We start from the raw sequence: 20,053 nt of genomic DNA, 5'->3' as shown, positions 1-20,053 counted from the left end.
TAATGCCAGATATAAGAAATTTTTATGTTGGCCAATCAGCAGAATATGTGAAAGAGTTAGGGGAAGAGGAGGTAAAATTTTATGCTAAAGCAACAGGAGACTATAATTATATACACATAGACGACAAAAGGGCTAGAAGCTCTTTTTTTAAAGGAAAAATTGTGCATGGAATGTTAACGGCGGGTCTTATTTCAGCAGTAATAGGCACAAAGCTTCCAGGGGAGGGGAATATATATCTTTCTCAAAGTTTTCAGTTTGTAAAATATGTTAGAGTTGGAGAAAAAATAAAGGCTATTGCCACTATTAAAAAAATTGATAATAAAAAAAGGGTTATTACGTTAGAGACATTGTGCACTAATAAAGAAGAAAAAATAGTACTTAAAGGTGAAGCAAAGGTGTATTTATTGCCATAAAACCAATAATAGTTACTTAGTATTTAGAATTTTTCGAATAAAACATGATATAATTATGATATAAATCAGGATAATTTATGTACAGACTAAAGTATTTCTCAGAGATTTTAAAATTATTAATTGGGAGGTGCTTCAAAATAATAAAGTTGGAGGAATTGATGTATTTTAACTTCATAGAAGATAACGAAAATAAAGTTATTGATTCTAATTTTCAAAAAATTGTAACTCAATTAGAAAAAACCAGAGTGTTATGCAGTGAATTGGATGCAGTTATAGAGTGTTCATATGATGGAATATATATAACAGATGGTGAAGCAAATACTTTAAAGTTAAATAAGTCCTATGAAAAAATTACAGGACTTACTAGAGATTTCATGATTGGTAAAAATATGAAGAATTTAGTTCGAGAAGGAGTTATATCACAATCAGGAACATTATTAGTATTAAAATATAAAAAAACAGTTACTATTGAACAGACTTTTAAAACCGGGAAAAAAGTATTAGTATCAAGTAGTCCCATATTTGATAATCAGGGAAACATAACTATGGTAGTCACTAATGTAAGAGATGTTACTCAGCTTTATGAATTAAAGGAAGAGTTAGCCAAGAATCAACAACTTACTAAAAAATATTATTCGGAAATTGAGGCTATGAGGAATCAATTATTAAGCTATTCAGATATAATAGCTCAGGACAAACATATGTTGGATACTTTAAGAATGGCTAAAAGAGTAGCAAATGTAGATACTACAGTGCTCTTATTAGGAGAAACAGGAGTAGGAAAAGAAGAGGTGGCTAAATATGTACATAAGAATAGTAAAAGATGCAATAAGCAATTTATAAAGATAAATTGTGGTGCAATACCGGAAAATTTAATTGAAAGTGAGCTATTTGGGTATGAAAGAGGATCTTTTACAGGAGCTAACAAAGAGGGCAAGATTGGCCTTTTTGAAGTAGCTGATAAAGGTACAATATTCTTAGATGAGGTCGGGGAACTACCATTGGACATGCAGGTAAAGCTTTTAAGAGTATTACAAGAAAGAGAAATTGAAAGAATAGGTGGCATAAATCCTATAAAGATAGATGTTAGAATTTTAGCTGCTACTAATAGAGATTTGGAAGAAATGGTTTCAAAAAAACTTTTTAGAGAAGATCTTTATTATAGATTAAATGTGGTGCCTATTATTATTCCACCATTAAGAGAAAGAAAAGAGGATATAGTGCCATTAAGTCAGCATTTTTTAAAAGAACTAAATAAGAAATACGGATTAAACAAAATGTTTACTTCTTCTGCGCAAGAATGTATTATGCAATATAATTGGCCAGGAAATGTAAGAGAGTTAAAAAATATTGTAGAGAGAGTAGTGATAATGAGCAGTAATGATAACATATTAAGGAGTGATTTACCTATAAAAAATAGCTTTAATTCCTTAGATATTGAAATAGATAGTAATCAGGAAAATGTAAATTTAAAAGAAGTTGTGGAGAAACTAGAGTTACAATTTATTAATAAGGCTTTTGATAGGTATGGAAATGTTAGAGATGCGGCTAATTATTTGGGTATAAATGCATCCACTTTTGTAAGAAAGAGAAAAAAATACTGTGGTAAATATATGTTGCAAAAATAAAATTTGTTGCATTATGGGAAAATAGAATATTTTTTAATAATTTACCATAGCTGTCTTATAAATGGGGAAGTTATAGTGAATAAAAATAAAATCTGTTGCTTAAAAGTAACAGATTTTATTATTTTACAAATAAAAGATAATTTTTTTTAAATTAATTTTAATGAGTTTTTTCATGAAAAATCAGTGAATCAAACATCAATTTTATTATTATATTTGAAATTTATAAATTTGGCATAGTACTTGCTACGTATATAAATGTAAATAAAAATAAAATACATTTATATATGAAAGGGAGATGGTCTTAAATGGCATTAATGACAGGTGATCAATATGTAGAAAGTCTTCGTAAACTTAATTTAGAGGTTTATATGTTTGGAGAAAAAGTAGAAAATCCAGTGGATAATCCTATTATCCGTCCGTCAATGAATTCAGTAAAAATGACCTATGATTTAGCACAAATGTCTGAACATGAGGATTTAATGACAACTACTTCAAATTTAACTGGAGAAAAAATAAATCGTTTTTGTCATATTCATCAAAGTACAGATGATCTTGTTAAAAAGGTAAAAATGCAAAGATTATGTGGTCAGAAAACTGCGTCCTGTTTTCAAAGATGTGTTGGTATGGATGCTTTTAATGCTGAATATAGTACTACATACGAAATAGACAAAGTTTATGGTACAAATTATCATGAGAAGTTTAAAAAGTTTTTAGAATATGTACAAGAAAAGGATTTAACTGTAGATGGTGCTATGACGGATCCAAAGGGAGATAGAGGGTTATCACCAAGTAAGCAAGTAGATCCTGATCTTTATTTAAGAGTTGTAGAGAGAAGACCAGATGGAGTTGTAGTTAGGGGAGCAAAGGCTCATCAGACAGGAATTTGTAATTCACATGAAGTTTTAGTTATGCCAACAATAGCTATGAGACCAGAAGATAAGGATTATGCAATATCTTTTTCAATTCCAACAGATACTAAAGGAGTATTTATGATTCTTGGGAGACAGTCTTGTGATACAAGAAAACTTGAAGAAGGTGCAGATATAGATGTTGGAAATAAAAACTTTGGTGGAGTAGAAGCTTTAACAATATTTGATGATGTGTTCGTACCAAACGAGAGAATTTTCTTAGATGGGGAAACTGAATTTGCTGGTATGTTAGTTGAAAGATTTGCTGGATACCATAGACAAAGCTATGGAGGATGTAAGGTTGGAGTTGGCGACGTTCTTATAGGAGCATCTGCAGTGGCTGCTGATTATAATGGGGCTTCAAGAGCATCGCATCTTAAGGATAAATTGATAGAAATGATTCACTTAAATGAAACATTATATGCTTGCGGAATTGCATGTTCAGCTGAAGGATATAAAACTGAATCGGGCAATTATATAATAGATTTATTGCTTGCCAATGTCTGTAAACAGAACATTACAAGGTTCCCATATGAAATAGCAAGACTTGCAGAAGATATAGCTGGTGGAATAATGGTCACTATGCCTTCTGAAAAGGATTTTAGAGACCAAAAACTAGGTGCTTATGTAGACAAATACTTAAAAGGTGTTGCCTCTGTATCTACAGAAAATCGTATGAGAATATTAAGACTCATAGAAAATATAACATTAGGCACTGCAGCTGTAGGATATAGAACAGAATCTATGCATGGTGCAGGTTCACCACAAGCTCAGAGAATTATGATTGCAAGACAAGGTAACATAGCTCAAAAGAAGGCCTTAGCAAAAGCCATTGCAAGGGTAGAAGAATAAAAAATCTAAATAATAATTTTTAGTGAAGGGTGAATAAAGAAAAAAATACTATTGGTATTAGAAAAAATTAATTGAATGTTATTAAGAAGTATATGAGTTATGTATTTTTTAAAATTATATTTTGAGTTTTTGTACATCATAGGAATGGAAAATTTCTTTACAATTCATTCTTCACTTTTAATTAAATTTCATACAAAAATTTTAAAAAGGGGTTATTTCAATAATGATTAACGAAATAGAAAAAATAATAGTTAATGAGATTAGGCCTTATCTTAGACAACATTATGGAGATATAGAATTATTAACTGTAAAAGATGGCGTTGTTGAAATAAAATTGGTAGGGCAATGTAGTGGTTGTCCATCAGCTAAATATACAGTAGAAAACGTAATAGAAAAAATTTTAAAAGAAAAGATTCCTGAGGTTAAAAAAGTGGTCATGATAAATGAAATGAGTGAAGAATTATTAGATATGGCTAGGAAAATATTAAATAATCATATGAAGGTACCAATGAAGGTACCAAAATGAGGATAGGAATAAAATATTGTGGTGGTTGTAATCCTAGATATAATAGAAAAGATGTAATTAAAAAATTGGAAAAGGAATATAAAGATTTGATATTCCAATTAGCAATGGAAAATCAAATTTATGATTTAATTATAGTACTATGTGGGTGTACAAGTTGTTGTGCAGGTCACAAAAATTTAAATGGGAAATATGGAAAGATAATTGTTTCTAGTGATAAGGATTACATTAAAATATTAAAGGAAATAGATGATATGAAAATGTTGAATTAAAGGGGGATATTTAATTGAATTGTGAGGAGATATATAAAAGTAAGGTTATTTTAGCAAAAGAAGCTATAAAAAAAATAAAATCAGGTGATAGAGTTGTTATAGGACATGCAGTAGGAGAACCAACATCTATTATTGAAGAAATGGTAGCACATAAAGATAATTACCATGATGTGGAAATAGTTCATATGGTTGCCATGGGCAAAGCAGATTATGCGAAGGTAGGTATGGAAAAATATTTCAGACATAATTCCATATTTGTTGGAGGTACTACAAGAGATGCCGTAAATTCAGGTAGAGGAGACTTCACACCATGTTTTTTTACCGAGGTACCTAGACTTTTCAGAGAAAATTTATCTGTAGATGTTGCCTTAGTTCAGGTTTCTACCCCAGACGAGCATGGATATTGTAGCTATGGAGTATCAAATGACTATACTAAGCCAGCAGCAGAGTGTGCCAAAATTGTTATTGCAGAAGTAAATGATAAAATGCCAAGAACTATGGGAAATTCTTTCATTCATATTTCAGATATTGATTATATAGTTGAAAGTTCACATCCAATAATAGAACTTAAACCAGCAAAAATAGGAGAAGTAGAAAAAGCTATTGGAGAAAATTGTGCTTCATTAATAGAGAATGGGTCTACACTTCAATTAGGGATAGGTGCTATTCCAGATGCAGTTTTATTATTTTTAAAAGATAAAAAAGATTTAGGAATCCATTCGGAAATGATATCTGATGGTGTTGTTGAATTAGTCGAATCAGGAGTAATAACTAATAAAGCTAAAACTCTTCATCATGGTAAAATAGTGGTTACATTTTTAATGGGAACAAAAAAACTTTATGATTTCGCCAATAATAATCCAATGCTAGAAATGTATCCTGTAGATTATGTAAATGATCCAACAGTTATAATGAAAAATAACAAAATGGTTTCAATAAATTCATGTGTTCAAGTTGATTTAATGGGACAAGTTGCATCAGAAAGTATAGGATTAAAGCAGATTAGTGGAGTTGGGGGACAAGTAGACTTTGTTAGAGGAGCCAATATGTGCAAGAATGGAAAATCAATTATGGCTATGCCATCTACAGCATCAAAGGGAAAAGTTTCAAAAATAGTACCTTTATTGGATCAAGGGGCTGCAGTAACTACTTCAAGAAATGATATAGATTATATAGTTACAGAGTTTGGTGTTGCTAATCTAAGGGGAAAGACTTTAAAAGATAGAGCTAGAGCACTGATAAATATAGCTCATCCAAATTTTAAAGAAAGTTTAATAGAAGAATTTGAAAAGAGGTTTCAGGGTAAATTTTAATCAAAATATTAGATAATATAGTTTATAAACTAGTGTATTAATTAGTCCAATATATTTTAATTTAATGAAAAGGGGAGGAAAATTTATGGCCATGCAAAGAGAATATGGCAAGGAACATCCATATATTAAAGCGGGAATATTTAAAATAAGATTTCCTTTTATACACTACAAATGGGAATGGTCGGAGGCACTTCAAGCTATATTAATGTGTGCTACTTGTCTAGGAGCTATACCTATTTTAACTGAAACTTTAGGGATACCTTTTGAAATTGCCTGGGGAATGGTTATAATTAATGGATTATTTTATTGCTTACATGCTATGCTTGGAGATCCAGTAGTACCAGGATGGATAACTCCAGCAATACCTCTTACCACTGCTTTTCTTGGTGGATTTGCCATGGGACCTGAGAGGATACAGGCATTAATAGCGTTACAAATTTTAGTAGGGCTTATATTTGTTATTATGGGTACAACGGGAATGGCAAGTAAACTTATACATATAGTTCCTAATTCTATAAAATCAGGTATATTATTAGGAGCCGGTATAGCAGCCATTATGGGGGAATTTAAAGATACGGGAAGATTTAATAAATTTCCAATAGCTATAGCCATAGGTGGTATACTAGCATATTATTTGTTATTCTCTGAAAGTTTTAAAAAACTTAGAAAGGAAAATAAATTTTTTAATTCTTTAGGCAAGTATGGAATGTTACCAGCAATAATTATAAGTATAGTAGTTGGACCTATTGCAAAAGAATTACCAGTACCCAATATTGAAGTAGGTTCTATAATACATATACCTAATATGCCTGAAATAATAAAGACTATATCCCCTTTTGGAGTAGGCTTCCCTAAAATATCTCTATTTATTTCAGCATTGCCAATGGCTGTAATGGCATATATAATTGCTTTTGGAGATTTTGTTACTAGTGAAGCTCTAATAAATGAAGCTGATGAGGTTAGAAAAGATGAAAAAATTGATTTTAATTCAAATAGGTCAAACATAATAAGTGGTTTTAGAAATGTAGCTATGTCTTGTGTAGCACCATATGTACCACTTTGCGGACCTTTATGGGCAGCAGTAACAGCAGCGGTTTCTCAAAGATATAAAGAAGGCCGTGAAGCAATGGATTCTTTATTTGGTGGAGTAGGAACCTATAGATGGGTCACATTTATATGTGTAACATTAGTACCAGTAGTTTCTTTTGTCCAACCAGTATTACCAGTAGCATTATCATTGACTTTATTAGTTCAAGGATATGTATGTACAAGACTTGCTATGGACATGTGTACTAATGATTTAGAAAGAGGAATTTCAGGGGTTATGGGAGCTATTTTAGCTACGAAGGGAGCAGCTTGGGGATTAGTTGTAGGTATTATTCTTCATATTTGTTTATCTGATATAAAAAAAAGAAAAAAAGTAGAAGTAAGCACAGAAACTACAGTTAAGTAATAATATTTTTTATGATAATAAAACAATATTTGTAAAAAACTATACTATTTTTATAAAAGAGATTAATTGTTTATAAAAGTGTAAGTGTTAACTATAATAAAGTACTTTTTATAAAAACTATATCCTAAACTAGCTTATTATTAGGCTAGTTTTTTGTGTGCAGTTGATTTTGGAGTATACAGTTTTTTTATTTTGTGTAATTATAATAATTTTTTATGATTATTTGTTATAATAAAGGAGAAGTTAGAATTAAATTTTAATAAATTATTATTAAAGGTGATATTATGGAGAGTATAAATATATTAATTGCAGAAGATGATGTTTTTATAAATAATATGATAAAAGAGTCATTGATAAAGGAAGGGTATAAAGTTGAACAAGCTTTTCATGGTGTTGAGGCTGTGGAAAAATTCTATTCCCAAAATTATAATATGGTAATATTAGATATTATGATGCCGATTATGGATGGTATTGAGGCTATGAGGAGGATTAGGGAAAAGAGCAAAGTGCCAATTTTGATATTATCTGCAAAGGGAGAAGAAAGTGACAAAGTAATAGGTCTTGGTATGGGAGCTGACGATTATATTGTAAAACCTTTTTCAATACCTGAACTTATTGCAAGAGTAAAATGTAATATAAGAAGGTCTATTTATTATAATAAGGATAATAATTTAAAAGATAATGAAATATACATTTATGATGATGTTTTATTTGATATGAATAGATATATAGTTAAAAAGGCAGGGAAAGAACTTACTCTTACTGCAAAGGAAATGAAGATCCTTAAACTTTTTTTTGAAAATCCCAATAGAGTATTTACTAAAGTTCAGATATATGATAACGTATGGGGTCAAGAATTCTTATCTGATTACAATACGGTAACAGTACATATGAGAAGACTTAGAAGTAAGATTGAAGATGATCCAAATAATCCTAAACTTATAGAAACTGTTTGGGGAATAGGATACAAACTATTAGGTGATAGAGGATGAATTATTTATTAATAGGTATTATAATACTATTATCAATATTTTTATTAAATAACAAAATAAAAACTGATAGGATTACTATAAAACTGAAAGAGATTATAAAAGAAAATTCAACAGAAAGAATAAAGCTTTACAATCTAAGCAAAAGTAATCAAAATCTGGTTAAGGAAATTAATATTTTTCTTGACAAGTATCAAAACCTTTCCATTGATAATAAAAATTATAAAGAAAACCATCAAAAAATGATTTCAAATATTTCTCATGATATAAGAACCCCACTTACTGCCATTATGGGATATGTGGATCTTTTATTTGAGAATTCAATTTCAGAAGAAAAAAGAAAAAAATATGTTTTTATTATCAGAGAAAGAGGTATTGCATTAAAAGAACTTATGGAGGAGTTTTTTCAAGTTGCAAAGTTTGAGTGCAATGATATCAATATAACTATTGAGAAGATAAATATATCTGAAATAGTAAGGAAAAATATAATTGATTTTATGAATGAAATAGATGAAAAGTGTATAGTTCCTAAGATAAATATAGGAGAAAAAGAGATTTTCGTTTTAGGTGATAAAAGTTATATAGATAGAATTATAAGTAACCTTATCTCAAATTCTTTAAAATATGGTTATGAAGGGAAAGTAATTGGTGTCTCTTTAAAGGAAGATAAAGATTTAGTAATACTTCATATTTGGGATAGAGGTAAAGGGATTTGTAAAAGTGATATTCCATATATTTTTGATAGACTATACACGGGGGAAAGTTCAAGAAATAGAAGTTTAAAAGGCAGCGGTCTTGGACTTAATATAGTAAAAAATATGGTTCAGCATATGAATGGAAATATAGCTGTTAAAAGTGAGCCTTATGAAAGAACTATATTTACAGTAAAGCTTCCTAATGGTAGAGATTAAGATTTAAAATGTACTGTAAAGTTATTTAATAATTTGTGTAGTAAATATATATAATGTATTTAATAAATTTGTAATATATATGTAGCTTGGATTTAAGGATTAGCCCTTATTATGAATATAAATGAGGGCTAATCCTTAATTATTTATTGTGGATTTAGTTGATTTTTTTAATAATTATGCAAACTTTTTTAATTTATAATAGGTTAATAAAAAATGTTCAGGGAGGAAAATTAATGGAAACTATATTAAAAACTTATAATCTCACAAAAAGATATGGGGCTATAAAAGTGGTTGAAAATGTTAATATGAATATTAAAAAAGGGGAGATATATGGATTTTTAGGGAGAAATGGGGCAGGTAAGACAACAACTTTAAGAATGATTATGGGTCTTATTTCTCCAACAAAAGGGCAATACGAACTCTTCGGGAAAAATATGGGAGATAGACAAGTGCTTGGTAGAATAGGAGCAATAATCGAGACATCAGGTTTTTATCCTAATTTAACTGCAATGGAAAATCTTGATATTCACAGAAGACTTATGGGAGTTCCTAATACAGAATACATAAAGGAAACATTAGATGTTGTTGGACTTACCCACTTTGATATTAAAAAGAAAAAGGTAAAAAAATATTCTTTAGGTATGAAACAAAGATTAGGTCTTGCAAGAGCACTTTTGCATAAACCAGAGTTACTCATTTTAGATGAGCCAACTAATGGACTTGATCCAGTAGGAATAAAAGAAATGAGGGAGACTTTATTAGAACTTAATAAAAAGAAAGAAATAACAATTCTAATATCAAGTCATATACTTGGAGAAATACAACAACTTGCTACAAAAATTGGTATTATCCATAAAGGCAAACTTATAGAAGAGATTGATTATAAAAATTTTCAAAAGAAGAATAGACATTATATTAATTTAAAAGTTAATAATGATAAAAAAGCGGTAACTATATTAGAAAAGTTCGTTAATGTAAAAGATTATGAAGTAACAGAGCCAAATAGTATTAGAATATATGACATGCTTGATAAGTCAAATGAAGTTGCTAAAAAAATGATTTCTGAAGGAGTAGAGGTCTACGAGGTCAATGTAATGAAGGATACCTTGGAGGACTATTTTGTAAAACTTACTGCAGGAGGACAAGATGTTTGATGGATTGTATTGTGAATTTTTAAAACTAAAAAGAACGGGATATTATATTAATTTACTATTAATAGGAGGAGTATGTCTGTATTTTGGTACATTAAATAGGTCTATGGTTTCATCTTTAAACTGGTATGGATACTTTTTTAAATTTGAGTATATAGCTTTTAGTATATTTTATACATTTGTAATTCCTAATTTTATTGGGAGTATTTTTATTAGAGAATTTAAATATGAAACAGCTTCGATAGATTTTTCATATCCTAATGGTAGATGTAAAGCTTTTTTAAATAAATTTTTAATAAGTATTATAGTAATAGCTATTATTTATTTTACAAGTTATATTTTTGTGGTTTTAAAAGGATTTATTGTCTTAAAGAGTCCTATAAATTTAGATGCCCTTTTAAATCATTTTACAGTATTCATGATTTCATTTATTTTTCAGGTTGCTATTTTGCCAATAGCAATTTTAATAGCTTTAATAAGTAAAAGTATAATTGTTACTTCAATTTACTCATTAATTTTATTGATAGGAAATGTAAGCTATATTTTAGGAAGTAAGTATAGTGATTTTATTTACTCAATTATACCAGCAGCACCTGTGGCAAAGTTTAAGGTAGCTATATTAGATGTACCTATTCCATTAAATATGGTAATAAATAATAATGAAATATGCACGGGGACTTTTATATTTTTAATTGGAATTTTAGGATGTGTGTTATTTTATAGAAAAGCTAATATTTACTAGACAATATAAATGAACTTTAATTAGGAGGAGTATTATGTTAAACATTATTATTTGTGAACTAAAAAAATTTAAAAGAATTTGGATTTCATTAATTGTAGGAGTATTTATTGTGATTGAGTTTAGTTCACTAACTTTAAACTCACAAGTTATAAAAGATGCAGATTCTTTATTTACTTGGGTGAACTTAACAGTATTTTCCTATGGTTTTCTTATAGTTGTAAATTTGCTGATATCTTATATGATTATCTTAGAATTTAATAATAATACTATTGTATCCATGGTTACATACAGGCATGAAAGATGGAAATTATTTTTAGGGAAAATCATTTGTGCAATAATAATATCATTGTTTTTATATATTACAGAATTTGTTATGCTTACGTTAATGAGTTATATATTTTTCAAAGAGAGCATTACTGTACAAATTTTAATAAAACATTTTTTAATTACTTTAAAATCCTTTTTCTTTCAAATGTTAATGATTACGGTAACAGCCACCTTGGCAATTATAAGTAAAAAAATTATTGTGACAATAGTGTATATTGGTGTTCAGATAGTAGCAAGTTTTATATTTTTAACTGAGCCTAGTGTAAGAGCAATTATACCCTTTCCATTGCCAGTAATATCTAATCTTATGCTAATACATAACCATCATAAAATTATAAAGGATATATCAATACTTCCAAGTCAGGTTATACTGGCTTTTATAATATTTGTTTTAGGTATTTTATATGGATGTTTTTATATAAATAAAATGGAGGTAGAATAATAAATATAATAATTTCAATCTATACAATTTTATTATATTTATTTTTAAGATAGAGTTAAAGATAATAGGTATTAAAAGGATTTAAAAATGATTAAGGAGTGATTAAATAAATTTGGCTATATAGCTTTGCTATATAGCCTTTTGTGTATAAAATATAAAATTTTATGTGAATATTAAAATACTGCTTCAAAAATTACAATAAACTTTTTTAAATAATGTGTATGTTATATTAACGGCGACGTTTTTCCTCGGCTGCTTCTGCAATTGCTTTAGTTTCATGAACTGTTCCAAAGGGATGTTCTGGTGGTGCGTATATAGAGTATAATTTTAATGGTTTTCTACCAATATTTGTTATATTATGCCATTTACCTGCAGGTACCATTATAGCATAATCATCAGAAATTCTTTTTTCAAAATTCAATTTATCTTTCCTATCTCCCATTTGAACTAGTGCTTCACCTTCTTCAATACGTATGAATTGATCAACTTTAGGATGAATTTCTAGGCCTATATCTTCACCAACTTTTATGCTCATTAATGTAACTTGTAAATGTTTTCCAGTCCATAAAGTTGTACGAAATTTATTATTTTGTGTAGTAGCTTTTTCAATATTAACAACAAATGGTTGAGGGCCATAATCTTTTAATGGAATCATACCTCCATTGCCCCTAAATTCATTTTCCTCAGGAGTTGGGTCATACTCTATTTCACCAGTTAATGGCATATAATCATTAGTAGAATAATTCTCAAAGTAAGGATCATACATTGGGGTGTTATAGTAATAAGGATATATATAAGGGTCTATTGGTGGAGTAAAACAGTAAGGACATGGATATGTTTCAAACATATTATACATATTATCATTCCTCTCATAGGATTATAACATTATAATATGCTATATGGTTATAATATGTGATTTTATTTCACAATTATAACTCTTATAGGGGTGTATAAAGTTTATTTAATTTTAACAAGATAATAACTAGGTAAAATAATAATCATTAAAATATTCAATTATTAGATTAAAACAGTGAATTATATTATAAATATTTATAATATATAGATAAATTAATAATTTTTATTGTTTTAGAGAATAAATAATTCAAATTAGAGTTGAAAAGTACACTAATAAGGTATACAATAAAACTATACGGTTTTAATATACTTTTTAGGTAATATTTAAAAATATATTGAATAAATTATTGTATATTAATTAAATGCTTTATTGAAGTAAAAGGAAATTTTAAAGTGAGTTAGATAAAAAATAAAGTTTATTGAAATTAATAGTATAAACCGTATTATTTAAATTGGAGGTGGATTTTATGTTTTTTAAAACTACAAAAGATCATGAAAATTTAAGAATAAAAATTAGAGAGTTTGCAGAAGAAGAAGTTAGGCCTATTGCCTTTATGCTAGATCAGGAAAATAAATTTCCAAGGAAAGTAGTTGAAAAATTAGCACATATGGGCGTTATGGGAATTCCATATTCTAAAAAATATGGGGGAGCATCACTAGATGTTATAAGTTACGCTATTGCAGTAGAAGAATTATCAAGAGTGGATGGAGGAACAGGAGTAATTCTCTCTGCACATACATCATTAGGAACTTATCCAATAGCAGCCTTTGGAACTGAAGATCAAAAGAAAAAATATTTAGTTCCATTGGCAAAGGGAGAGAAGCTCGGTGCATTCGGTCTTACTGAAGAAAATGCAGGGAGTGATGCTGGTGGAACAGAAACCACTGCAGTATTAAAAGATGATTATTATATTTTAAACGGTGAGAAGATTTTTATTACTAATGCTGGTGAGGCAGATATTTATGTTATTTTTGCGGTTACCACACCTAATATAGGCACTCGTGGTATCAGTGCTTTTATTGTGGAAAAAGATTTTGAAGGTTTTAGTTTTGGTAAACATTATGATAAATTGGGGATTCGTTCTTCTGCTACATCAGAATTAATTTTTAATGATGTTAAAGTGCCTAAGGAAAATCTACTTGGGAAAGAGGGAGAAGGCTTTAAAATTGCCATGGCTACTTTAGATGGTGGACGTATTGGAATCGCAGCTCAGGCTTTAGGTATTGCCCAAGGAGCATATGAACATGCACTAGAGTATTCAAAAGAAAGAGTTCAATTTGGTAAGCCTATTTGTCAACAACAAGTAATAGCTTTTAAATTAGCAGATATGGCAACTAAACTCAGAGCAGCTAGATTACTTGTTTACAGTGCTGCAGAACTTAAACAAAATAACCAGCCTTATAGTATGGAAGCGGCTATGGCAAAACAATATGCTTCGGACATTTGTCTTGAAGTTGTTAATGAATCACTTCAAATATTTGGTGGAAGTGGATATCTAAAGGGTATGGAGGTTGAACGAGCTTACAGAGATGCTAAGATATGTACTATATATGAAGGAACTAACGAAATTCAGCGTGTAGTTATAGCTGCAAATATAATAGGGAAGATGCCTAAAACTCAGTCTATAAACAAAGTAGCTGTAAATCAACCAGCTACAGGATATCGTAAAAAAGTAATATTAAAAAAAGGTACTGCTAAAGAAAGAGTAGATGCTCTTGTAAAAGCGCTTAAAGCTGATGGATATGATTTTACAGTTGGAATTCCTTTAGATACACCTATTAGTAAAGCTGAAAGAGTAGTTAGTGTAGGTATGGGTATAGGGGAAAAAGAAAATATGAAGCTTATAGAAAACTTAGCCTTGCAAGCTGGTGCAGCGATAGGTTCTTCTCGTCCAGTGGCAGAAACACTTAGATATGTTCCAATAAACCGATATGTTGGTATGTCTGGACAAAAATTTAGAGGAAATCTTTATATTGCTTGTGGCATATCTGGTGCAGGTCAACATTTAAAAGGTATAAAGGATGCTTCAACAATTGTAGCTATAAATATTAATCCAAATGCTAAAATTTTTAAAAATGCAGACTATGGAATTGTTGGAGATATTATGGAAATACTGCCATTACTTACAGCTGCATTAGATAATGGTAAACCAAAAGTAGAAGCTCCTCCAATGAAGAAAATGAAGAGGGCACTTCCTAAAAAAGTTACTCCAACTTGGAAATATTATGTATGTAATGGGTGTGGTTATGAATATGACCCTGGTGTAGGAGATCTAGAAGGTGAAATAACTCCAGGTATATTATTTGAAAATATACCTGAGGAATGGACATGTCCTGCATGTGGTGAAGAAAAAGATATGTTTATAGAAGTATAAGTATAATCAATATATAAAGAGAAATTAATAATGTATAGGAGGATTAAAGTATGTATTGTGTTAGAAATGTGACTGAAGATCTTTATTGGGTCGGTGGAAATGATCGTCGTCTAGCTCTTTTTGAAAATATTCATCCCATTGAGAGAGGGGTTTCATATAACTCTTATTTATTAATAGATAACAAAACAGTATTATTTGATACAGTGGATTGGTCAATTTGTCGTCAATTTATTGAAAATATACGAGCCGTTTTAGAGGACAGAGATTTAGATTATATGGTAATTAATCATATGGAGCCAGATCATGCAGCTTGTATTGAAGAAATTCTTCTTCGTTATCCAAAAGTAAAAATTGTATGCTCAAAAAAGGCTTCTATGTTTATGAACCAATTTGGGTTTAATATACATGATAATGTGATAGAAGTAAAGGAAGGAGACAATTTATCTTTTGGTAAACATAATGTTACATTTATAGCTGCTCCTATGATACATTGGCCAGAGGCAATGGTAACATATGATACTACAGATGGTGTGTTATTTTCTGCGGATGCATTTGGTTCCTTTGGGGCTTTAGATGGTAAATTGTTTAATGATGAAGTAGATTTTCATAAGGATTGGATTGATGAGGCTAGGAGATATTATACTAATATTGTAGGTAAATATGGACCTCATGTTCAAGCACTTTTAAAGAAAGCTAGTAATATCCAAATTAAAATGATTTGTCCATTACATGGACCAGTGTGGAGAAATGATTTTGGGTATTTCTTAGATAAGTATGATAAATGGAGTCGTTATGAACCTGAGAAAAAAGGAGTAATGATTGTTTATGGAACGATGTATGGTAATACAGAGGCAGCTGCTAATGATTTGGCAACTAGGTTAGTGAAAAAAGGTATTACTAATGTAGTTATGTATGATGTTTCAAAAACTCATGTTTCTTATTTGATTTCAGAAAGTTTTAAATATAGCCATATAGTACTTGCCTCAGTAACCTATAATTTAAAGATTTATCCACCCATGTTAAATTATATAATGGATATGAAAGCATTGAATTTACAAAAACGTACCTTTGCTCTCATAGAGAATGGTTCTTGGGCACCTCAATCTGGTAAACTTATGAGAGAACTTTTAAATGATATGAAAGATATGACTATACTAGATAGTGATATAACAGTTAACTCAAGTATGAAAGAACAAGATAAAGATTCAATGGAGTCTATTTGTGAAAGTATTATTCAATCAATGAAATAATTTAATTTAGTGTAAAAAACCAGTTCATGGATATGTATGAGCTGGTTTTTTATGCACTTATTTAAGCTTCTATAGGTGAATTTATTACTAAAACATCATTTTCTTCTATTAAAGTATTACCTCTTGGGATTATAATTTTCCCTTTACGTTTTATCATTATGACTAGCTCATCTGAACTTATAGAAGACTCAGATATTTTTTTGTTCTTCCATTTGCTATTGGATGTAATTTTCTTTTCTATAAACTTAATAGAATTTTCATCCTGAAAAGGAGTAGCGCTTAAAACTGCTATATCTTTTTCATAAAGTATTGTATTTCCATTTGGTACAATAGCCTCTTTATTTCTCATAAGCATAACAATTAGGGTATCAGGTGGTAAAATAATATCACGAATGAGTTTATTTTTCCAAGGATGATGTTTTGTAATTGCTAACTTAATGAATTGTATATCATTTTCTTCAGAATAATCATTAAATGTTTTAAGGACATTAGCATTGTCATCAATCATTCCCAGTTTTTTTGCTACCCAAGGAATTAGTGTACCTTGAAAAGAAATAGATAGTAATACTATACAAAATACAATGTGAAATACATCATTTCTTGTGTAGGCGGGACTTACTGTTGCCATAATGGCAAAAACTATGGAAGCAGCACCACGCAGTCCGGCAAAGGATACTAATAGTAATTGGGGAAGTTTACACTTTGCTGGCTTAAGTATGGCGAAAACTGCTAAAGGTCTTGCAATAAAAGTTAGAAATAACGCTATTGCAATAGAGGGTAGAAATATTGATGGTATTTGAGAAGGAAATGCTAAAAGTCCTAATAAAAAGAATATAAGCATTTGCATAAGTCCTGTTACACCATCGAAAAAATTTACTAATGACTTTTTGTTTGCTATATCCGTATTTCCTAAAACTATTCCTACTATATATGTGCTTAAATATCCATTTCCTCCAATTACAGAAGGGAGCGCATAGGATAAAATAGCTACACCTATTACAAAGGCCATGTCAAAACCAGCAGTAGTAAATTTAAATCTACGTAATATATAGATAGATAAAATTGATATAATTACACCGATTATAATACCATATACAAGTTGAGCAAAGACCATATATGCTACCATAGAGGTATTTGCTTTACCGGTCATAATAGACAATACTATTGCAGTTAACATATAGGAGCAAGGGTCGTTACTACCACTTTCTAACTCTAACATTGATGCTGTATTATCACTAAGGTTTAATTTTTTAGAACGTAATATTGAAAACACCGATGCAGCATCTGTGGAACTTATAACAGCCCCAATAAGTAAGCTTTCTAATAATTCTATATGAAGTATAAAATAGCAAAAGAAACCTGTAAGTATTGCAGTAAATATAACTCCTAGTGTGGATAGTAAAATGGATTTTACAGCTACAGGTTTAGCTTCGTTCCAACTTGTACCAAAGCCTCCGTAGAACATTATAAATATTAAAGCTATTGAGCAGATTTGTTCTGCAAATTCATAGTTTCCAAAGGGTATTTTAAAAAGGCCATCTGATCCGAAAATCATACCGAGGACAATAAATGCTAACAGCATAGGTATACCAACTTTATTTGAAAGTTTATTAAAAAGTACACATATCAATATAATTACAGAAGCTAGTAGAAGATATATTGCCAAGTGTCCACCTCCTAGTTTTATAAAGAATATAAAAAATATACCCAAATATTGATTAGTTTATTTTTTTACCTTATTTTTAATTTTAACATATAAAACACTTTTATTTAATTAAGTTTTTTAAATGATTTTGTAAAGTGAATTTTTTTAAACAATTATAAATGATTAATATATTAATTATCTTATATATAATAGTATGAAATTTATCCCTAGTTTCAATGTTTAACATAGTTTTTATTAAAGGATGTATAAGTAGATTATTTTAAGTTATATATATATAATTTAAAAACAATTTAAAAAAAGTTCACAAATTAAGAATAATTTAATTTATTTTTTAAGCTTTTTTTAATGTTTACTTCTTATATTTAGGATAATAAAAAATAATAAATTTATACTATAATACATTGAATAATTTTAGTATGTTAATAAATAGATATTTTATGAATTTTATATGAAAAGTTTATTTATTAACTAAAAAACATTAATAATATATTAAAATCATGTTAGGGTGATTTTTTTATTTAATATAGTGTATTGTAGTTTCTGTATAGGGGGGAAGACATGTTATTTGATTCACAAATATTTATATTTATTTTTTTGCCGTTAACATTATTGATTTACTATATCTTGGGAAGTGTTCTTCATAGTAAGGTTTTTAAGAATTATATAATTCTTTTTACAAGTATAATTTTTTATGCTTGGGGAGGATTGAAATATTTACCTTTGTTAGGGATTTCAATATTATTAAATTATATGTTTGGCTTGTTTATTGACAAGTTTAAAAACAATGAAAAATTAAGAAAGATTACTTTATTAATAGGCATAATAATTAATTTAATATTACTTTTTTATTATAAATATTACGATTTTGTAATAGGAAATAGTAATAGAATTTTTCATACTAATTTTCAATATAGGGAAATTATGTTGCCTATAGGAATTTCTTTTTTTACATTTCAGGGTATGTCATACATAATTGATATATATAAAAATGATGCAAAGGTTAATAAAAATATTTTTTTTGTGGCATTATATATATCATTTTTCCCACAATTAATAGCAGGTCCTATTGTGAAATATAAGGATATAGATAATCAAATAAGAAACAGGATAGAATCTATTGAAAAATTCAGTTATGGTATTGAAAGATTTGTTATAGGATTATCAAAAAAGGTAATCATTGCAGATACTTTAGGTGGGGTAACAGATGTAATTTTTTCACTTTCAAGTAATGCAGTGGATCAGCCTACAGCTTGGCTCGGAGCTATTTTGTATACATTTCAAATATATTTTGATTTTTCAGGGTATTCCGATATGGCTATAGGGTTAGGGTATTTATTTGGATTTAAGTTTATGGAAAATTTTAATTATCCTTACATATCTAAGTCTATAACAGAATTTTGGAGAAGGTGGCATATATCTTTGTCAACTTGGTTTAAGGAGTATTTATATATACCGTTAGGAGGAAATAGAAAGGGTAATACATATTTAAATTTATTTATTGTTTTTTTAATTACAGGATTATGGCATGGAGCTTCATGGAATTTTATTATATGGGGAGTATGGCATGGTATATTTATAATTGTTGAAAAGATTATAAACAAAAAGAATTGGTATATAAAAATTCCATCGTTTATAAAAACAATAGTTACTATGTTAATTGTTATTTTAGGATGGGTATTATTTAGAGCAGATGGATTAATAGACGGGATAAACTATTTATCAATAATGTTTGGCATAAATAAAGCAACAAAGGTTACATATGAATTTAGCTACTTTCTTAATAAAAAATTGGTATTTTGGTTCACTATTTCTTTTATATTTAGTACACCTGTAGTTATGAATACGTTCAAATTATATGAAAATAATAAAATAGTACAAGGGTTAAAAACAATATTAATTGAAGTCTTGTTAATTTTGTCAATAATATTTATAGTTAATTCCACATACAATCCATTTATTTATTTTCAATTTTAAGGGAGGTGT

The 20,053-nt window shown here is 28.8% G+C and carries 17 protein-coding genes; 15 read left to right on the top strand and 2 right to left on the bottom strand.

All coding sequences use genetic code 11. The features are described 5' to 3' along the window. Positions 1 to 2 precede the first annotated feature (2 nt). From EJL03_RS07050 to EJL03_RS06995, 12 genes are all read left to right on the top strand, one after another. Entirely contained in the window at positions 3 to 413 is a 411-nt protein-coding gene (locus EJL03_RS07050) for a MaoC family dehydratase (protein ID WP_125153258.1), read from the top strand. A gap of 158 nt (positions 414 to 571) precedes the next feature. Further along, entirely contained in the window at positions 572 to 2,041 is a 1,470-nt protein-coding gene (locus EJL03_RS07045; protein WP_206427347.1) for a sigma-54 interaction domain-containing protein, read from the top strand. Between the two features lie 305 nt (positions 2,042 to 2,346). Beyond that, on the top strand, positions 2,347 to 3,801 hold the full coding sequence (locus EJL03_RS07040; RefSeq protein ID WP_125153256.1) for a 4-hydroxyphenylacetate 3-hydroxylase family protein: 1,455 nt from the start codon (positions 2,347 to 2,349) through the stop codon (positions 3,799 to 3,801). Positions 3,802 to 4,024: 223 nt separating this feature from the next. Continuing rightward, positions 4,025 to 4,327 (top strand): NifU family protein, encoded by a 303-nt coding sequence (locus tag EJL03_RS07035; RefSeq protein WP_125153255.1) that lies wholly within the window; start codon positions 4,025 to 4,027, stop codon positions 4,325 to 4,327. Next, the gene (locus EJL03_RS07030) at positions 4,324 to 4,596 is read left to right on the top strand and encodes a hypothetical protein (RefSeq protein ID WP_125153254.1); all 273 of its coding nucleotides are present in this window, start codon (positions 4,324 to 4,326) and stop codon (positions 4,594 to 4,596) included. The genes EJL03_RS07035 and EJL03_RS07030 overlap by 4 nt, the downstream gene beginning before the upstream one ends. Before the next feature lie 14 nt (positions 4,597 to 4,610). Then, positions 4,611 to 5,909: an acetyl-CoA hydrolase/transferase family protein gene (locus EJL03_RS07025; RefSeq protein ID WP_125153253.1), complete on the top strand. Its 1,299-nt coding sequence runs from the start codon at positions 4,611 to 4,613 to the stop codon at positions 5,907 to 5,909. A gap of 85 nt (positions 5,910 to 5,994) precedes the next feature. Then, a complete protein-coding gene (locus tag EJL03_RS07020; protein WP_125153252.1) occupies positions 5,995 to 7,362 on the top strand; it encodes a permease family protein in 1,368 nt (455 codons plus the stop codon). 284 nt (positions 7,363 to 7,646) lie between these two features. Beyond that, entirely contained in the window at positions 7,647 to 8,354 is a 708-nt protein-coding gene (locus EJL03_RS07015) for a response regulator transcription factor (protein ID WP_125153251.1), read from the top strand. Continuing rightward, positions 8,351 to 9,262 carry a sensor histidine kinase gene (locus EJL03_RS07010; RefSeq protein ID WP_125153250.1) on the top strand — a complete coding sequence of 304 codons (912 nt, stop codon included), beginning with the start codon at positions 8,351 to 8,353 and terminating at the stop codon, positions 9,260 to 9,262. Before EJL03_RS07015 ends, EJL03_RS07010 begins: the two co-directional genes overlap by 4 nt. 233 nt (positions 9,263 to 9,495) lie before the next feature. After that, a complete protein-coding gene (locus EJL03_RS07005) occupies positions 9,496 to 10,416 on the top strand; it encodes an ABC transporter ATP-binding protein (RefSeq protein WP_125153249.1) in 921 nt (306 codons plus the stop codon). Beyond that, the gene (locus EJL03_RS07000) at positions 10,409 to 11,155 is read left to right on the top strand and encodes an ABC transporter permease (protein ID WP_125153248.1); all 747 of its coding nucleotides are present in this window, start codon (positions 10,409 to 10,411) and stop codon (positions 11,153 to 11,155) included. Before EJL03_RS07005 ends, EJL03_RS07000 begins: the two co-directional genes overlap by 8 nt. Positions 11,156 to 11,189: 34 nt before the next feature. After that, the gene (locus EJL03_RS06995) at positions 11,190 to 11,924 is read left to right on the top strand and encodes an ABC transporter permease (RefSeq protein WP_125153247.1); all 735 of its coding nucleotides are present in this window, start codon (positions 11,190 to 11,192) and stop codon (positions 11,922 to 11,924) included. 229 nt (positions 11,925 to 12,153) lie between these two features. On the opposite strand, the gene EJL03_RS06990 is transcribed toward EJL03_RS06995, so the two are convergent. Next, positions 12,154 to 12,780, bottom strand: a complete 627-nt coding sequence (locus EJL03_RS06990; protein WP_125153246.1) for a cupin domain-containing protein — start codon at positions 12,778 to 12,780, stop codon at positions 12,154 to 12,156. A gap of 466 nt (positions 12,781 to 13,246) precedes the next feature. Between EJL03_RS06990 and EJL03_RS06985 the strand changes: the two genes are divergently transcribed. Together EJL03_RS06985 and EJL03_RS06980 are read left to right on the top strand one after the other, a co-directional pair. Then, positions 13,247 to 15,154 (top strand): acyl-CoA dehydrogenase family protein, encoded by a 1,908-nt coding sequence (locus EJL03_RS06985; protein ID WP_125153245.1) that lies wholly within the window; start codon positions 13,247 to 13,249, stop codon positions 15,152 to 15,154. A gap of 50 nt (positions 15,155 to 15,204) precedes the next feature. After that, positions 15,205 to 16,404, top strand: coding sequence for an FprA family A-type flavoprotein (locus EJL03_RS06980; protein ID WP_125153244.1), 1,200 nt, complete (start codon positions 15,205 to 15,207; stop codon positions 16,402 to 16,404). Positions 16,405 to 16,465: 61 nt separating this feature from the next. Here EJL03_RS06980 and EJL03_RS06975 read toward each other — a convergent pair whose 3' ends face one another. Further along, on the bottom strand, positions 16,466 to 18,070 hold the full coding sequence (locus tag EJL03_RS06975) for a potassium/proton antiporter (protein WP_125153243.1): 1,605 nt from the start codon (positions 18,068 to 18,070) through the stop codon (positions 16,466 to 16,468). A 558-nt stretch (positions 18,071 to 18,628) separates the two neighbouring features. Here EJL03_RS06975 and EJL03_RS06970 point away from each other — a divergent pair. After that, complete coding sequence (locus EJL03_RS06970) at positions 18,629 to 20,044, top strand: MBOAT family O-acyltransferase (protein ID WP_125153242.1); 1,416 nt, start codon at positions 18,629 to 18,631, stop codon at positions 20,042 to 20,044. Positions 20,045 to 20,053 lie beyond the last annotated feature (9 nt).

This window comes from Clostridium rectalis, assembly GCF_900626095.1.
GTDB classification, from domain to species: Bacteria; Bacillota; Clostridia; order Clostridiales; family Clostridiaceae; genus Clostridium_AS; species Clostridium_AS rectalis.
Note: the sequence above shows the minus strand (reverse complement) of the source record. Positions and strands in the feature narration are given on the sequence as shown.

Bases quoted from the DNA above. Each gene is read 5' to 3' on its own strand.
- EJL03_RS07050 (WP_125153258.1), top strand. From the start codon at position 3: ATGCCAGATATAAGAAATTTTTATGTTGGCCAATCAGCAGAATATGTG.
- EJL03_RS07045 (WP_206427347.1), top strand. From the start codon at position 572: ATGTATTTTAACTTCATAGAAGATAACGAAAATAAAGTTATTGATTCT.
- EJL03_RS07040 (WP_125153256.1), top strand. From the start codon at position 2,347: ATGGCATTAATGACAGGTGATCAATATGTAGAAAGTCTTCGTAAACTT.
- EJL03_RS07035 (WP_125153255.1), top strand. From the start codon at position 4,025: ATGATTAACGAAATAGAAAAAATAATAGTTAATGAGATTAGGCCTTAT.
- EJL03_RS07030 (WP_125153254.1), top strand. From the start codon at position 4,324: ATGAGGATAGGAATAAAATATTGTGGTGGTTGTAATCCTAGATATAAT.
- EJL03_RS07020 (WP_125153252.1), top strand. From the start codon at position 5,995: ATGGCCATGCAAAGAGAATATGGCAAGGAACATCCATATATTAAAGCG.
- EJL03_RS07015 (WP_125153251.1), top strand. From the start codon at position 7,647: ATGGAGAGTATAAATATATTAATTGCAGAAGATGATGTTTTTATAAAT.
- EJL03_RS07010 (WP_125153250.1), top strand. From the start codon at position 8,351: ATGAATTATTTATTAATAGGTATTATAATACTATTATCAATATTTTTA.
- EJL03_RS07005 (WP_125153249.1), top strand. From the start codon at position 9,496: ATGGAAACTATATTAAAAACTTATAATCTCACAAAAAGATATGGGGCT.
- EJL03_RS07000 (WP_125153248.1), top strand. From the start codon at position 10,409: ATGTTTGATGGATTGTATTGTGAATTTTTAAAACTAAAAAGAACGGGA.
- EJL03_RS06995 (WP_125153247.1), top strand. From the start codon at position 11,190: ATGTTAAACATTATTATTTGTGAACTAAAAAAATTTAAAAGAATTTGG.
- EJL03_RS06990 (WP_125153246.1), bottom strand. From the start codon at position 12,780: ATGTATAATATGTTTGAAACATATCCATGTCCTTACTGTTTTACTCCA.
- EJL03_RS06985 (WP_125153245.1), top strand. From the start codon at position 13,247: ATGTTTTTTAAAACTACAAAAGATCATGAAAATTTAAGAATAAAAATT.
- EJL03_RS06980 (WP_125153244.1), top strand. From the start codon at position 15,205: ATGTATTGTGTTAGAAATGTGACTGAAGATCTTTATTGGGTCGGTGGA.
- EJL03_RS06970 (WP_125153242.1), top strand. From the start codon at position 18,629: ATGTTATTTGATTCACAAATATTTATATTTATTTTTTTGCCGTTAACA.